This is a genomic window from Enterococcus infantis (assembly GCF_049166715.1).
In the GTDB taxonomy this organism is placed as follows: domain Bacteria; phylum Bacillota; class Bacilli; order Lactobacillales; family Enterococcaceae; genus Enterococcus_C; species Enterococcus_C leclercqii.
Map to the genome: position 1 here is coordinate 184,045 of NZ_JBMHFB010000004.1, position 16,677 is coordinate 200,721.

The window sequence follows — 16,677 nt, forward strand, 5'->3', positions numbered from 1 at the left end:
TAAAGCGTAAGCATCTGGGCAATGGCGGCTGAGGCATGCGGCTGACCATTGCCTAGCTGTTTTTTGAAAGTAAAATCAATTTTTTATCTCATAGGAGTTAGAGAGTTGCGACGCTGTTGATATTCAAAAAATAGAAAGCGTTTTATTTTAAGAGAGCTTTGAACGTGGTGTTAACTTCACCATTTTTTAGGCTTCTGGTAAAACGTTGAAAAGGGGCAAACACTATGGCTAAAGTCGTTGTTGCACTCGGGGGCAACGCATTGGGAAATAATTTGATTGAACAGATGGAAGCTGTTAAAGAAACAGCAAAATCCATCGTTGATTTGGTCCAAGAAGGCCATGATGTCATCTTGGTTCACGGCAATGGCCCGCAGGCTGGTATGATTCAACTGGCTATGGATGAGTTGACTGAAAAGGATCCTTCAAAATATCCACCAGTTCCATTGTCTGTATCAGTGGCGATGAGCCAAACCTATATCGGCTATGATTTGCAAAATGCTTTGCGAGAAGAGATGCTGCATCGGGGCATCCACAAACCGGTAATTACGGTAGCAACGCAAGTGGTGGTGGATAAAGACGATCCAGCCTTTAACAAACCGACTAAACCTATTGGCCGTTTTATGGATAAAGCGGAAGCTGACGAATTAGCTGCTGAGGGTATTCCGGTTATGGAAGATGCTGGGCGTGGCTATCGTCGCGTAGTGGCTTCTCCTAAACCAAAAGAAATCGTTGAGTTGGAAACCATTGATACTCTGTTGAAAGCAGACCAACTGGTAATTTGTTGTGGTGGCGGGGGGATTCCAGTCATCAAACAAGAAAATGACCACTTAAAAGGTGTTCCAGCGGTTATCGATAAAGATTACTGTTCAGCATTGTTAGCAGAAACTATTGATGCGGATCAGCTAGTGATTTTGACAGCAGTGGAAAAAGTCGCATTGAACTTTGGCAAACCAGATCAAAAAGAACTTGGTGAAGTCACTGTCGATCAGATGAAACAATATATTGGTGAAAATCACTTTGCACCAGGATCAATGTTGCCAAAAGTAGAAGCAGGGCTAAACTTTGCTGCAAAACCAGGCAAAAAAACGCTAATCACTTCATTGGAAAAAGCCAAAGACGGCTTAGCTGGAAAAACGGGTACAGTGATTGTCGGCTGAGAATAAATGTTATTGGAAGCGTCACCGGTAAAGGCGGTGGCACTTCCGTCTTTTCATAAACAAGACAAGAAAAACGTGGCGAAAATAACGTGAAAATATTCACTAGTGACTTTCCACTAACTCTTTATAAGGAAGTATTGCTATAGCCTAATTGTCGTTTATAAAAAGAAGTTAGCTATAAAAATGTTTCAAGGAAATTCAGTAATGTTCATGAGAGGAAGTTATCAATTTGAAAAAAATGTTTAATGCTGAAAAAGGTCCGGCTGCTGTTGGTCCGTATTCCCATGCGGTAATTGCCGGTGATACAATTTACGTTTCAGGGCAGTTAGGGATTAATCCCCAAACTGGCAAGCTAGCTGAGGGAGTTATTTCTCAAGCGCAGCAAGGATTCAAAAACTTAGAAACAATCCTCGCTGAAGCAGGCTACGACTTGACCGATGTTGTCAAAACGACGGTATTTTTAACCAATATGGGTGATTTTGCTGAGGTAAATAAAATTTACGGAGAATACTTTAGTGAGTGGAAACCGGCACGCTCTTGCGTAGCCGTTAAATCGCTGCCTTTGGGTGGTGAATTCGAAATTGAAGTTGTTGCGGTAAAATAAGCTGACGTTGCAAACCTGATCGAGTTTGACCTTTGAGGAATCATGTGGTGCCGGAAAAACAACATGATGTATTCTTTTTTTGAAAACGCTTGAGCGCCGGTGCCACGCTTTCTCAGGAATACATATCAGATTGGAGAAAATTATGGATAACACAAAGGAAAACAAACGCGACTTATTTGATAACAAAGCAGTTCAAACAGATAAACAAGAAATTTTTAAATGGGAGGGCAAGCCGTCATTTGGCCAAACCTTACCTCTAGCGCTCCAACATGTGGTAGCCATGATTGCTGGTTGTATCACGCCGGCACTGGTAATTTCCGGTGCTGCCGGACTAACTGAGCCAGATCGGGTTATCTTGATTCAAATGTCATTGATTGTCTCCGGTGTTTCCACCTTGCTGATGCTTTTTGCACCATTTGGAAAACTAGGCGCACGCTTGCCGGTCATCATGGGAGCAAGTTTTGCCTATGTGCCCACGATGTCTGCAGTGGCAGCTTTATACTCAGGGACATTAAATGACCCCAAACAAGCTGTTGCAGTTATTTTAGGTGCCCAGTTGGTAGGGGGCGTGGCAGCCATTTTGCTGGGTCTGACAATCAAAGTCATCAAACGCTTCTTTCCGTCTATCGTGACTGGAACAGTTGTGTTTGTCATCGGCTTGTCGTTGTATCCCATTGCCTTACGGTATATGGGGGGCGCCGGCAGTGTAACTGCTGAAGTCGCAATGGCAAATGGTCAGATGATACCTTGGGGTGCGTGGCAGTTTTGGCTTGTGGGAATTATCACTTTGGCGACCGCTTTCATATTAAACAATTTCACCAAGGGGATCACCAAACTCTCCAGTGTTTTGTTTGCTATGGTTGTCGGTTATGTAATTTCAATTCCTTTTGGGATGGTAGATTTTGCCAAAGTTGCTTCAGCGGATTGGTTGAAGGTAGCGTCACCGCTGCACTTCGGCTTACGCTTTGAACCGGCTGTCATTATTTCGTTTATTATCTTGTTTATTGTCAACTCTATTCAAGCGATTGGTGATTTGACTTCAACAACAGTTGGCGGGATGGATCGCGAACCGACAACTGAAGAGCTTCAAGGAGGAATTATCGGGTATGGCTTCATGAATATCATGGGGGCTATTCTTGGTGCACCGCCGACAGCTACTTTTTCACAAAATGTGGGAATCGTTGCTACTAATAAGGTTATTGCCCGACGCGTCTTCACCACAGCTGCAGTCGTAATCATTATTGCCGGGCTTTTTCCAAAATTATCAGCAATTTTGACAACGATTCCTTACCCGGTAATCGGTGGAGCCACTTTATCAGTCTTTTCGATGATTACGATGAACGGCTTAAAATTGATTGCTAAACAACCCATGACCTTCCGTAATTTGACGATTGTAGGCATGTCGGTTGCCATCGGGATGGGCTTTACGGCGGTGTGTACAGAGGCTTGGAATGCAGGGATGCACTTTATTCCCCAAGAACTGTATACCGCTATCGGAACCTCACCGGTAGTTTTAGCAACACTTGTAGCGATCCTTTTGAATCTGCTGTTGAAGGAAACACCAGCGGATCGGAATACCGAAAACTGATTTATAACTCAATCCTATCAGGTTTGCTAGTTTAAACCGCAACTAACTGCAAATGACGATTATCCGGATAGTTGGAAAGACGGGGCAGAGGGAGTAAAAACAACTATTGTCCCGCTTTCTTGCTAACGGAATGGTAACCTCAAGCGTAAAAATGGGAGATGAATTTATGCAAGGTAGGCAACGGCCTTCCATAAGTTCGTGTCTACGAACTGCCCAGCACAAGATCGTGGGGCAAATAGATGGCAAATGACAGTGCTGTCAAATGAAAAGAGGCAAATGAAATGGTAATCACGAAAGAAGAAAAAAATGGCGGAAGTAGCAAATTGTTCGAATTTGATGGGCGCCCGGATTTCAAGGAAGTAGTACCTCTAGGGCTGCAGCATGTCGTCGCAGCAGTTGTCGGTATTGTGACACCAGGATTGATGATCGCAAAAGTTTGTGGACTGGATGCGGCGGATACCCGATTGATCATTCAAACCTCATTAGTCTTTTCTGGACTGGCGACACTGTTACAACTGTTTCCCTTGTTTCGACGTTTCGGTGCACGACTTCCAGTAATGATGGGGGCAAGCTTTGCTTATGTTCCGATTTTATTATCCATTGGTGCAGACTTTGGAATTGGAGCAATTTTTGGTGCTCAGCTAGTAGGTAGTATTTTAGTCGTGATTATTGGATTATTTATTGATAAGCTCCGCATTTTATTTCCGCCGATTGTCACGGGAACTGTGATTTTAAGTATTGGATTGTCTTTATTTCCAGTTGCGATAAAATATATGGCTGGTGGTGCCGGAAATCCCTGGTATGGAACGCCCCATAACTGGTTGGTAGCTATAGTGACCTTTGCAGTGGTTTTTTATTTGAACAATTTTGGCAAGGGCTTGCTGAAGCTTTCCTCGATTCTAGTAGGGATGGTGGTAGGCTATATCTTGGCGTATTTTATGGGCATTGTTTCGTTTGAACCGGTAACGACTGCGCCGCTTTTTCAAATGATTAAACCTATGCATTTTGGTTTTGAATTTAAAATTGTTCCGATACTGACTTTGGTTGTGATGTTTCTGGTGGATGCCGTGCAATCTGTTGGTCAGTTTACTGCCACGACAGTTTCAGCGATGGATCGGGAACCGACAAATAAAGAGCTTTCCGGCGCTATTATGGGAAGTGGTTTGACTAATTTTGTCGGGAGCTTTTTCGGCTCTGTTCCTTGTGCCACCTTTGGTCAAAATGTCGGCCTGGTTATTGCAACCAAAGCCGTCAACAAATTTATTCTTGTTTTTGCCTCTGCTATTTTGCTATTGGCTGGTTTTTTACCTAAAATTGCGGGTATACTGACAACCATTCCTTATGGTGTCATCGGTGGGGCGACAATCTCAGTTTTTGCAACGATTGCCATGACCGGTATCCGGACGATTGCAAACGAAAAACTCACGACAGAGAATACGACTGTCGTAGGACTCTCTTTAGCTTTTGGTGCAGGGATCGTTATGTCAGAAGGAGCTCTTAGCGGTTTTCCGGAATGGGTGACTACGATTTTTGGACATTCCGAAGTTATTTTAACGACAATTTTAGCCATTCTGCTAAACTTGATTTTGAATAAGCCTTTTAAAAAACTTAAACCAACAGCGGAATTGGAGCATCGCACTGAAACCTGTGAAGTCCACCAAGAGGTCAATTAGTCAAAGGTAAGTGATCAACTAAGACAAACAGTCGCCTACCAGTCACGAAAAGCGAATAGTCGTTTAAACGTCTTTTAAGAAATGAGGATAATAAAATGGAGCAACAGCCATTGGATTTTGTGATGACCTTGCGAATTAAACGCAAAGAAGTCTTTTTTGGTCCCGGTGTCGTGACAGTGATGGAACTGATCGATAAGACGGGCTCTTTATCAGGTGCCGCAAAAGAAATGGGCATGTCTTATAATAAAGCCTGGCGGATCCTTCAAAAAGCGGAAGCAGAGTGGGGGCGGCCATTAATCGAATCCAATGTTGGCGGGGCTAGCGGTGGTGGTTCCCGATTAACTCCGGCTGGCCGCAGCTTGTTAGAAGCTTATAAAGACTTTTATGAAATGGCAAAGCAGGACTTAGCAAAGCGATTTACGGAAAGCTTTCATGAACTGTTAGTGGAAGTTGAGGCTGAAGAAAAGTATTCTTGATAAGAACGGGATTGTCTTTTAAGGGAAAATCCTTTATACTCTTTTTGAGAACTCGTTTCAGAAAGAAGGACGTTTTGTGAGTGTGACAGGTATCTAATCAAGCAATTTAAGCCAAAATAGCAAAGTTTTTTTGGCGTGCCTGCAGATACCTGATAAATCAGTAATCAATGATTGATCAAGCGAGAAGACAGGTAGATTCTGTCTTCTCGTTTTTTTTCTTTTTAAAAAGACTCAATCAATCAGCGTTAATTTGATTACAATTATGAAACGAGCTAAAGGTAATTTTACAGCCGCGCTGAAATGAGAAGGGAACAGTATGACTAGCGATAATCACAAAGAAATATTATACAAAGAGAGCGGTTTTAACGATGTTTTAGCAGAAGTCCAACAACTAATTATCAGCGATTTTGCAAAGGCAGATTTTGCTAAACGATTGCCTGCCAAAGATTTACCAACCGCAGAAAAAAGATTGTTGGAAACACAAGAAGCCATGGCGCTTTTGGGATCAGGACAACATGTACCCTTTATGGGCATGGCCAATATCAGCCGATTGACAGAAAAAATCAAACGAGGACAGATCTTAGAAGCGGAAGAATTAACAGAATACGGCGATTTCCTCCGCAGTTTTCGCATGATTCGCAAACTTTTTGAAACCAATCGTTTTCAGCTACCGGTGTTGTACCGCTATACGGAGGGATTGGGAGATTTCCAGGAAATTACTACCGAAATCGAACAAGCCGTAAGTGGCAGTCGTTTAAAAGACGATAGCTCTCGGGAACTACGAAAGATTCGTGGGCGAATCCATACGATTGAAAGAGATTTGCAGCAGGGATTGGATAAATTCCTCAAAAATCCTACCATTACGAAATACCTGCAAGATCGATTGGTGATCATCAAAGAAGAACGGTTTACTCTACCGGTAAAAACCGAGTTTCAGAGCCGGATCAAAGGAAATATTATTGAGCGCTCCAATAAGGGAACGACAGTGTTTATCGAGCCGGCGGGAGTTGCAAAAGCAAATGATAAGCTGATTATGGCCAAAGCAGAAGAAACGGCGGAAGTCTATCAGATTTTGGCAGGACTGACAGGATTGATTGCTGAGCGGCTTTCTGAGATAGACTACAGTCGCGAGATTCTTGGGGAACTTGACATTATTTTGGCTCGTGGAAAATATTCCCGGCGAATCGATGGCCGGATGCTGTCTGTGAATGATCGGGAAGAAATCTATTTGAATGGTGCGCGTTATCCACTTTTAGGTTCAGAGGCCGTTCCTCTGCATCTGAAATTAGGCGAAGAAAATCGGGGCTTGGTCATCACGGGTCCCAATGCTGGGGGGAAGACGGTCGTGCTAAAAACCATCGCGCTTCTTTGCCTGATGGCCGCTTCAGGACTATTGCCTCATCACGAGGGGGGAAGTACATTACCGATTTTGCAAAATATTGAAATCGATATTGGCGACCAACAAGATCTTGGAAATGCATTGAGCACATTTTCCGGTCATATGGCAAACCTCAGTGGCATTCTTCGTCGCAGTCATCGAGGCAGTCTGGTATTGGTAGATGAGATTGGCAGCGGAACTGAGCCTAAAGAAGGTGCGGCGCTGGGAATTGCAGTCATGGAAGCTCTTTATGAGCAGGGGGCTCTGGTCATTGCCACGACCCACTATGGAGAGATTAAAGATTTTGCGCTGCACCACGAGGATTTCAAAACAGCGGCAATGGCTTTTGATGCCCAGACATTGGCTCCTAAATACGAACTTTTGATGGATCAAGTAGGGGAAAGCAATGCGTTTTGGATTGCAAAAGAAAAGGGCTTGTCTGGTGGGTTGTTGGCTAAAGCGGCAACCTATCTGAAAGGTACTGCGCCAACCACATTGAAAAAGACGTTCGCTAAAAACAGTAGCAAAACAGTAAAGGCTAAAGCAGAAGCCCAACCAGCATTTGGAAAAGGTGATCGCGTTTTGCTGACCGAAACGGGTGCCATTGGCTTGTTTTATGAGCTGCAGGACACTAACGAAGGCCGTATTCTGGTAGATAAAAAACTGCAGACAGTTCCCTTACGCCGATTACAACTAGAGATGCCGGCTGCAGAGCTTTATCCGCAAGGCTATGACCTAGATAGTTTATTTACTGACTTCCGGGAACGAAAATTCCTGCGTGACTTGGAAAGAGGTTCAAAAAAGGCTCAGAAACAACTGCGTAAGAATGCCAAACGCCGAAGCAATACTGTGGAAGGAAAATAATAGCTTTCCTTTGTAACAAGCTTAGCTCAGATTGAAAAAGCACCTAACAAGGTCGAATCCACTCGACAATATCTGTTTAACAACGCTTCTCTTTGTGTTGTTAGACAGGTGTTGCCTAAGGATTCGGCTTTTTTGAAATAAAATAAAAAAATGATGAGAAAAAATGGTGTTTTTTTATTTTCGTTATCTCGTGAAATGCAGAGCGAAAAACAACGTTATCATCCTATTCTTATTGTGAAAAAAAGCAGTGAATACAGCTTGTAAGAAAAAATATAAAAACGCTATCAAAAAAATAAAATTTGTACTCCAAAATAATTTTTAGATGATATAATAAAAAATGTGAAGAGAAAAAAACTGGATATCGAGGTGTACTGAATGTATTCATTTACCGTAAATGGTCAACCGGTAACCGCTCAGGAAGATAAAAAGCTGATGCATTTTTTGCGGGACGACCTGCGTTTGACCGGCACAAAAGATGGCTGCGATCAAGGGGCTTGCGGCGCTTGTACTGTGCTAATTAATGGAAAGGCTTCCAAAAGCTGCTTGTTTACATTAGCAAAAGTCGATGGCAAAGATGTTACGACTGTCGAGGGCATGAGCCAACGACAAAAAGATGTCTTCGCTTACGCTTTCGCAAAAAGCGGGGCAGTGCAGTGCGGCTACTGCATTCCCGGTTTCGTGGTATCGGCGATGGGACTCTTGGAAAAGAAACCAGATCCTACTGAAGAGGATATCCGCAAAGGTGTCCGTAGCAATATCTGCCGTTGCACGGGCTATGTGAAAATTATTGAAGGTATCAAATTGGCAGCTCAAATGCTGAATGAAGAAACGCCAATCCCAGAAGAACATTCCAGCGGCAAGTTGGGTGAAGATATGAAACGGGTAGACGCCGTGGAAAAAACGCTGGGGACTGGGTTGTACGTAGATGATATCGTTGTGGATGGCATGTTATATGCTAGTGCAGTCCGTAGCGCATATCCTCGAGCAAGAGTCTTAAAAATCAACAAGGAAAAAGCATTGACCCATCCTGATTGTGAAGCAGTATTTACTGCTGCAGACGTTCCGGGAAACAACAAAATTGGTCATTTGGAATTCATTTCCGATTGGGACGTCATGATTTCAGAAGGTGAGATTACCCGCTATGTTGGAGATGCTATCTGTCTGGTTGTCTCTCGTACAAAGGAAAGCTTGTCTGAAATCAAAGAATTGATTGAAATCGATTACGAAGAGTTGCCACCTGTTTTAAGCTGTGAAGCCGGATTGGCAGAAGATGCACCGCAACTTCATGAACGAGGCAATCTCTTGAGTCACGAACATTTGGTTCGGGGAAATGTGGCTGAAAAATTGGCGGCTTCTAAGTATGTAGTCACGGAGCATTACTCGGTACCAATTAATGAGCACGCCTTTATGGAACCGGAATGTGCCATTGCCCAACCAGAAGGTGATGGAATCTTGTTGTTTAGTGCAGGTCAAAGTATCTATGATGAACAGCGAGAAGTCGCACGGATGTTAGGAATAGAAAAAGAGCTGGTTCACGTTCAGGCTAAGTTAGTCGGCGGTGGATTTGGTGGTAAGGAAGACATGAGTGTTCAGCATCATGCGTCTTTGGCTGCCTATCTGCTACAAAAACCAGTGAAAGTTCTCTTCAGCCGTCAAGAATCATTAATGATTCACCCGAAACGTCATGGCATGGAAATGGATTTCACCACTGGCTGCGACGAAGAAGGCAACCTGACTGCGATGAAAGCAGTAATTTATGCGGATACGGGGGCTTACGCGTCTTTGGGGGGACCTGTTTTACAAAGGGCGTGCACCCATGCTGCGGGACCTTATAAATATCAAGACATTGATATCGAAGGCTTTGCAGTTTATACCAACAATCCGCCATGTGGAGCATTCCGTGGCTTTGGTGTCTGTCAAACGGCCTTTGCTATTGAAAATAATTTGAACCTCTTGGCTGAAAAAGTAGGAATTTCACAATGGGAGATTCGTTGGCGAAATGCTGTTGGACATGGCGATGCTTTGCCGAATGGTCAGCTGGTTTCTACCAATGCTGCTTTAAAAGAAGCCCTCTTGAGTGTGAAAGAAGATTACGAGAATGCGGAAACTGCTGGGATCTCATGCTTCTTCAAAAACAGCGGGATCGGTGTTGGGTTGCCAGATGTCGGTCGCTGTATTGTATCGGTCGAAGAAGGAAAAATTCATGTTCGAACCAGTGCGGCTTGTATTGGACAAGGAATGGCTACCGTTACTACTCAAATTGCTTGCGAAACGTTGAACCTGCCACCGGAAATGATTATTGCCGAAGCACCGGACACACGTCGGACACCAAACTCTGGGACGACAACAGCTTCCCGCCAGTCACTCTTTACAGGGGAGGCTTGTCGCCGTGCCTGCAAACAATTGCGGGTAGATTTGGATATGGGCTATGCTATGGCGGATCTAGAAGGCAATGAGTATTACGGCGAGTATTCTGCAAAAACTGATCCATTAGTAAATGACAAAAAGAATCCTGTCAGCCATGCCGGCTACGGTTATGCAGCAGAAGTCGTAATTCTCGACGAAAAAGGGAAATTGGAGAAAATCACAGCTGCTTACGATGTGGGACAAGTTGTCAATCCTCGAGCATGTGAAGGCCAGATTGAAGGCGGAATCGTCATGGGGATGGGCTATGCATTAACTGAAAACTTTGCACTAGAAGACGGCTATGTCAAAGCCAAATATGCGACACTTGGCCTGATTGATGCTACCAAGGTACCGCCGATGGATATTAGATTTGTCCAGTCTGAAGGAATCCACGAGGGCTTGGCATATGGTGTTAAAGGTGTAGGTGAGTTGGCGACAATTCCGACAGCTCCGGCAATTGCCGCAGCTTACATGGCCTTTGATGGAAAGCTGCGACCAACACTGCCGATTGATGAAACGCCGTATCAAAAACGACGGAAATAATGTTCGCTCTGACCGGGGGTAGCAGAACTCCCGGTCAACAAGCAAGTGGCGGGATCTTTTTCGAGTACAACGATTGATCTGGCTGCTAAGGGTTAAAGGAGGTGAGCTGAAACGAAAAAGGCGAATATCAGTGCAGTGATTATGGCTAGTGGACATTCTTTGCGGATGAAGCAAAACAAACTGTTTTTAACTTGGCAAGAGCAAACCTTCTTGGAACGAACGATGGATTTGGTACGTTCGGTGGGATTTGGTAGGGTGGTTTTGGTTATCAAGCCAGAAGATCTGGCAAAAATCAAAGTGCCCCGCAGCTTTACCGTAATTGAAAACAATGCTTCTGAACGAGGCCAAAGTGCGAGTGTCCGGTTTGGAACTGCACAAGTGCAAGGCGACGGCGTTCTCTTTTTGACTGCGGATCAGCCACTACTAACGAGAGACTTGTTGATGAATATCATTCGCAATGGAGAAAAGAGCAACATTGTTTTTCCTACTAGAAACAAGCAACCGTCGACGCCGATTTATTTTGGCAGTGATTTTTTTGATGAATTGTTACGTGTCAACGGCGACAATGGCGGTCGTACGGTTCGTGATGCGCATCCGGAAGCTTGGGTCACTCTTTCAAAAGCAGATCAATTGCTGATGGATGTCGACACACCGGAGGACTATCAGCAACTCCAACAGATGGTTGCCGTTGAAAAGAAAATTGACCCGCAATCTTGGGAACTGGAATTTGAATAAGCATGTCATCCAAGCCGCACTGTCGTAACTGTCTAGAGGCCGAATCATTGGATTCGGTCTCTTATTTTTTAGTAAAACTTCGCCGATACATTCATAGGGAAGCGATGAAAAGAAAAAATCAGAAAAATATTTTTTTATCCTTAAAAATATTGAGATAGCGTTCACAAAGTGTTATAGTGATAGTGGTTAAAACGTACGTTATTCTTGTTTTTTTATAGAAGAGCGGGCGCTTACAATAATTAGAAGATGGAAGGATGAACAAGTATGACAGCAGCAAAAATCGTTTATGCAAGTATGACCGGAAATACAGAAGGAATCGCAGAAATCTTAGAAAAAAACTTTGAAGAAGCCGGAATTGATGTGGAACGACTGGAGGCTGATGATGCGGATACCGATATTTTCGAAGATGCGGATATCTGTGTGGTTGCAACTTATACTTATAATGATGGTGAATTGCCTTTTGATTTTGAAGATTTCTTTGATGAACTACCGGAAGCTGACTTGTCAGGTAAAGTATTTGGTGTAGTCGGTAGCGGCGACAGCGAACTATATCCTGATTATTTCTGTAAAGCCGCCGATGATTTTGCCGAAGCTTTCGAAAAAGCCGGTGCAAAAAAAGGCGCAGCTACCGTGAAAATCGAAAATGATGCCGATGATGAAGACGAAGAAGTTCTCGCTGCTTTTGTCAAGGAATTAATCGCAGCAGTTGACTAACCCTCTGTTTTTGTAAGCATCAAAAGTGTTTCTACGAGAGGATTCGTGGTTTTACGAGTAGGTAGTTACAAAGATTAGTTCTGCTAATAATCGGGGATGCAGGACTTAAAGCTTACTGAATACTATACAAGACGTTATGGCAACTTTTGGGAAAGGCTTCTGCATCAAAAGTGTGGCACTGTCTGACTGATAGGTAGTGATGTGGGGATTACTACTTAGATCTTTTCATTAAGAAGTTATACGAGGCAGGAAGCAGTTCTTGAGTGTGTTAGGGATAAAATAAGCTGCATAAAAACTTTTGAAAATAGTGTTAAGTTGTTTGTAATGACGGTGGAAAGAACAACGGGGAAAAGAATATAAAAAACATTTGAAACAACAAAATTTTGAAACAAAAACAGGCAACCATATAGGGGCATTGGTGTGTCTGTTGGAAATGATGTTTTCTATGTTTGTTGCGACTAAATAAGCGGGGGGCAATGTCGCCAGAGATGTCGTTTTCTTGGGGAGCAAGTTAGAGTTAAAGTTTCAGGCAAGGATTGTCATTTATTCGGGGAATTGTTGGTTGCCAGTAATCAGTATCTACTGGAGACTGATATTGAGTAGGGTTGACGATACATGCGGCTACCTGGTTGAAACATTGAGGATGGTATGTGAAGCATGTGTATCAATGAGGAAATGCAGATCAGAACAGAAAGAAGTTTAGACAGATGAAGAAAATGAAAACAATGGATGGAAATACAGCTGCTGCATATATTTCATATGCATTTACCGAAGTGGCGGCGATTTATCCCATCACACCAAGTTCTACCATGGCAGAAGTCGTGGATGAATGGGCGGAAAAAGGCCAGAAAAATATCTTCGGTGAAAAGGTCAAAGTTGTTGAGATGCAATCTGAAGCCGGAGCAGCAGGAGCGGTTCACGGATCACTGAAAACCGGTGCTCTGACGACGACATACACTGCTTCTCAAGGATTGCTGTTGATGATTCCAAATATGTATAAAATCGCTGGTGAGCTGTTGCCAAGTGTCTTCCATGTAGCTGCTCGGGCGGTAGCAACCAATGCATTGAGTATTTTTGGTGACCATAGCGATGTGATGGCAACGCGGCAAACCGGCTTTTGTATGTTGGCAGAAACCGGTGTGCAAGAGGTTATGGATCTGTCAGCAGTGGCTCATTTGGCAGCCATTGAAGGCAGCTTGCCATTTGTGAATTTCTTTGACGGTTTCCGTACGTCCCATGAATTGCAAAAAATTGAAGTTTTGGATTATGACGATTTGAAAGACATGGTAGATCAAAAAGGCCTCCAAGATTTCCGTAATCGTGCCATGAATCCAAATGATCCGCACATTTCCGGGACTGCCCAAAATCCAGACATCTACTTCCAATCACGAGAAACGGTGAATCAATACTATGATCGAATGCCGGCCATCGTAAAAAAATATATGGATAAAATCAATGCATTGCGGGGAACTGCGTATGATTTGACGACTTACTACGGTGCACCAGATGCGACGGAAGTGATTGTTTCGATGGGTTCGGCAACACCGACAATTCGTCAGGCAGTAGATTATCTGAATGAAAAAGGTCGCAAAGTTGGTCATATCAACCTGCATTTGTATCGCCCGTTCCCAGCCGATGATATTTTGGCGAAGCTGCCAGCTTCTGTCGAACGTATTGCTGTTTTGGATCGGACCAAAGAACCTGGAGCTGACGGCGAACCGCTGCTTTTGGATGTTCAAAGCATCTTGTATCGCCATCCAAATCGGCCAGTGATTATTGGTGGTCGCTACGGGATTGCTTCAAAAGACGTGACGCCTGATCAGATTGTCGGTGTCTACGATCATTTATTGCTGCCGGAAGAACAATTGAAACAGCGCTTTACCATCGGGATCAAAGATGATGTTACCTTCTTGAGTTTACCCCAAACAAAAGTTTTGGATCTCACAAAACCTGGGACTTTCCAAGCAAAATTCTGGGGCTTTGGTTCTGACGGGACCGTGGGGGCTAATAAGCAAGCCATCAAGATTATCGGGGATAACACTGATATGTATGCCCAGGCATATTTCTCCTATGACTCCAAAAAGTCTGGTGGGTTGACTGTTTCTCATTTACGCTTTGGTCATGAGGCGATTGATTCGACGTATCTTGTGGAAAATGCCGACTTTATTGGCTGCCACAACGCTGCTTATCTCCACCAATATGATTTGGTAAAAGGGCTGCGGGATGGTGGCACCTTCTTGTTGAACACTGTTTGGGACGAAGAACAGGTGAAAAAACATTTACCAACTAATTTGAAACGTTATCTGGCACAACATCACAATGAATTTTATATTATCGATGCTATGCATATCGCCATGAATAATGGTTTAGGACGACGAATCAACACCGTGATGTCAGCGGCTTTCTTTGAGGTTACTGACATTATGAATCGAGATACTTTCTTGCCGTTGCTCAAAGGAGAAATTGAAAAGACGTATTTGAAAAAATCCAAGGAAATCGTGGAACGCAACTGGGCATCAATTGACCAAACCTTCGAACACTTGCGTAAAGTCGAAGTTCCTGCTGAATGGGCGGACTTGGAACCAGTAACTGAGGCTGCGCCAAAAGATCGGCCAGCGTTTGTACGTAACATTTTAGATCCCATTGCAAGACAAGAAGGCGATGATTTGTCGGTGGGTGATTTGATTGAAAATGGAATGTTAGGCGGACGGATGCCGTTAGGAACAGCAGCATATGAAAAACGCGGCATCGCTTTACAAGTTCCAGAATGGCTTCCAGAAGTCTGCACCATGTGTAATGAATGTTCATTTGTCTGTCCTCATGCGTCCATTCGACCATTTTTAGCAGATGAAGAAGAAATGGCACAGGCACCAGAAGGCTTTATTGTTCGGGACTTTAAGGGAAAAGATGGTCTGAAATATCGGATCCAAGTATCCCTGGAAGATTGTACGGGTTGCGGTCTTTGTGTGGAAGCTTGCCCAGCCAATGCATTGGTGATGAAAGACTATGATACGCAGCAAGAAGAAGCTGTTAATTGGGCTTTTGCTATGACATTGCGGCATAAAGAAAATCCGCTGAAAAAAGAATCCGTTCGCGGCTCTCAATTTGAAAAGCCATTATTGGAATTTTCCGGAGCTTGTGCGGGTTGTGGGGAAACACCTTATATCAAATTATTGACACAGCTGTATGGCGACCGAATGATGATTGCCAATACCACCGGCTGCTCTTCTATCTGGGGGGCTTCTGCGCCAGTTTCACCGTATACTACTAACGATTTGGGACAAGGACCAGCTTGGTCTAACTCGCTATTTGAAGACAATGCCGAATATGGTTTTGGGATGTACATGGCTAACAATGTGCGTCGTCAACGGGTCGCTGATCGGGTTACGGCTGCCTTGTCGGCAAATCTGGGAACTGAAGATACTCGGGCATTGTTGCAGGATTGGTTGGATCATTTTGAAGCAGGGGATGGCACACAACAACGAGCTGCCAAACTGGCGGCAGCACTGGCGACCGAATCTGATTCGCTATTGCAGGAAATTCTGTCTGATCGCAACCTCTTTGCTAAACCGAGTCAATGGATTCTTGGTGGCGACGGTTGGGCATATGATATTGGTTTTGGCGGGATTGACCATGTTTTGGCATCCGGTGAAGACATCAATATCTTTGTTATGGACAACGAAGTCTATGCCAATACCGGGGGGCAGATGAGTAAAGCAACACCAACGTCGGCAATCGCAAAATTTGCAGCCGGCGGTAAAAAAACTTCCAAAAAAGATCTGGGGATGATGGCGGTGACTTATGGCAATGTCTACGTCGCACAAATCTCAATGGAAGCCAATCCAACACAAGCAATCAAAGCCATTACAGAAGCGGAAAACTATCCTGGACCATCACTGATTATCGGTTATACTCCTTGTATCACTCATGGCTTAAAAGGTGGTATGGCTAATTCTCTGTATGAAGCTCGGGAGGCTGTTGAGTCCGGTTACTGGCAATTGTATCGCTTTGATCCACGGCTGGCAGAAAAAGGTAAAGATCCATTCCGTTTAGACTTCAAAAAAGCTGATTTTGATCGAATTCCAGATCTTTTGTTGAAACAGACACGTTTTTCTGCGCTGAATAACGTCAAAAAAGATCCAGAGCTAGTGGAAGAGATGTTTGATGCCACTGTTGAAGCAATGGAACGCCGTTCGGAAACTTATTCCGAAATGGCAGGTATGAAAAAGGGAAAATAAATTTTTGAAGGCCTTTGCTGTTAATCTTCAAACCTTCAGACCTAGAGGCTTTCTGAAATTCCCTCAATCACTTGCAGATCCGTCTGCCGCTATCGGTTTTTGATCGCTCCTGACCGAATAGCGGCGACTGATTTGAATAAAGGGCATCACGACAGCTGAGGCAACTTGGCTATTTCGGCATGATGACCGTGATCTTGTTGAATTAAGATCACAAGATTCCCATCAGTATTGACCACACCTCATTACGGTCACAAAGCAGTGTATGAAAAAAGCACTGTTTTGTGGATGAAAAAACCGGCTT

At 43.9% G+C, this 16,677-nt stretch carries 10 protein-coding genes; all 10 read left to right on the forward strand.

Annotated features, from left to right (window positions below; all coding sequences use genetic code 11):
* Positions 1-224 precede the first annotated feature (224 nt).
* The 10 genes from arcC to nifJ all read left to right on the forward strand — a co-directional run bounded on the left by arcC (position 225) and on the right by nifJ (position 16,376).
* Complete coding sequence (arcC, locus tag ACOMA8_RS06230) at positions 225-1,157, forward strand: carbamate kinase (RefSeq protein WP_421369382.1); 933 nt, start codon at positions 225-227, stop codon at positions 1,155-1,157.
* A 238-nt stretch (positions 1,158-1,395) separates the two neighbouring features.
* Positions 1,396-1,761, forward strand: a complete 366-nt coding sequence (locus ACOMA8_RS06235) for a RidA family protein (protein WP_421369521.1) — start codon at positions 1,396-1,398, stop codon at positions 1,759-1,761.
* 142 nt (positions 1,762-1,903) lie between these two features.
* Positions 1,904-3,349 (forward strand): uracil-xanthine permease family protein, encoded by a 1,446-nt coding sequence (locus tag ACOMA8_RS06240; protein ID WP_421369384.1) that lies wholly within the window; start codon positions 1,904-1,906, stop codon positions 3,347-3,349.
* Positions 3,350-3,630: 281 nt separating this feature from the next.
* Positions 3,631-5,022: a uracil-xanthine permease family protein gene (locus ACOMA8_RS06245; protein ID WP_421369386.1), complete on the forward strand. Its 1,392-nt coding sequence runs from the start codon at positions 3,631-3,633 to the stop codon at positions 5,020-5,022.
* A gap of 95 nt (positions 5,023-5,117) precedes the next feature.
* On the forward strand, positions 5,118-5,498 hold the full coding sequence (locus ACOMA8_RS06250) for a winged helix-turn-helix domain-containing protein (RefSeq protein WP_421369388.1): 381 nt from the start codon (positions 5,118-5,120) through the stop codon (positions 5,496-5,498).
* A 316-nt stretch (positions 5,499-5,814) separates the two neighbouring features.
* The gene (locus ACOMA8_RS06255) at positions 5,815-7,740 is read left to right on the forward strand and encodes an endonuclease MutS2 (RefSeq protein WP_421369390.1); all 1,926 of its coding nucleotides are present in this window, start codon (positions 5,815-5,817) and stop codon (positions 7,738-7,740) included.
* 375 nt (positions 7,741-8,115) lie between these two features.
* Complete coding sequence (gene xdh / locus ACOMA8_RS06260; protein ID WP_421369392.1) at positions 8,116-10,689, forward strand: selenium-dependent xanthine dehydrogenase; 2,574 nt, start codon at positions 8,116-8,118, stop codon at positions 10,687-10,689.
* 165 nt (positions 10,690-10,854) lie between these two features.
* Positions 10,855-11,424 carry a nucleotidyltransferase family protein gene (locus ACOMA8_RS06265; protein WP_161900672.1) on the forward strand — a complete coding sequence of 190 codons (570 nt, stop codon included), beginning with the start codon at positions 10,855-10,857 and terminating at the stop codon, positions 11,422-11,424.
* Positions 11,425-11,688: 264 nt separating this feature from the next.
* Positions 11,689-12,138 carry a flavodoxin gene (locus ACOMA8_RS06270; RefSeq protein WP_161900671.1) on the forward strand — a complete coding sequence of 150 codons (450 nt, stop codon included), beginning with the start codon at positions 11,689-11,691 and terminating at the stop codon, positions 12,136-12,138.
* 707 nt (positions 12,139-12,845) lie between these two features.
* Entirely contained in the window at positions 12,846-16,376 is a 3,531-nt protein-coding gene (nifJ, locus tag ACOMA8_RS06275; RefSeq protein ID WP_161900670.1) for a pyruvate:ferredoxin (flavodoxin) oxidoreductase, read from the forward strand.
* Positions 16,377-16,677 lie beyond the last annotated feature (301 nt).

Excerpts from the sequence above, each read along its gene's own strand:
- arcC (WP_421369382.1), top strand. The coding sequence starts at position 225 with ATGGCTAAAGTCGTTGTTGCACTCGGGGGCAACGCATTGGGAAATAAT.
- ACOMA8_RS06235 (WP_421369521.1), top strand. The coding sequence starts at position 1,396 with ATGTTTAATGCTGAAAAAGGTCCGGCTGCTGTTGGTCCGTATTCCCAT.
- ACOMA8_RS06240 (WP_421369384.1), top strand. The coding sequence starts at position 1,904 with ATGGATAACACAAAGGAAAACAAACGCGACTTATTTGATAACAAAGCA.
- ACOMA8_RS06245 (WP_421369386.1), top strand. The coding sequence starts at position 3,631 with ATGGTAATCACGAAAGAAGAAAAAAATGGCGGAAGTAGCAAATTGTTC.
- ACOMA8_RS06250 (WP_421369388.1), top strand. The coding sequence starts at position 5,118 with ATGGAGCAACAGCCATTGGATTTTGTGATGACCTTGCGAATTAAACGC.
- ACOMA8_RS06255 (WP_421369390.1), top strand. The coding sequence starts at position 5,815 with ATGACTAGCGATAATCACAAAGAAATATTATACAAAGAGAGCGGTTTT.
- xdh (WP_421369392.1), top strand. The coding sequence starts at position 8,116 with ATGTATTCATTTACCGTAAATGGTCAACCGGTAACCGCTCAGGAAGAT.
- ACOMA8_RS06265 (WP_161900672.1), top strand. The coding sequence starts at position 10,855 with ATGAAGCAAAACAAACTGTTTTTAACTTGGCAAGAGCAAACCTTCTTG.
- ACOMA8_RS06270 (WP_161900671.1), top strand. The coding sequence starts at position 11,689 with ATGACAGCAGCAAAAATCGTTTATGCAAGTATGACCGGAAATACAGAA.
- nifJ (WP_161900670.1), top strand. The coding sequence starts at position 12,846 with ATGAAGAAAATGAAAACAATGGATGGAAATACAGCTGCTGCATATATT.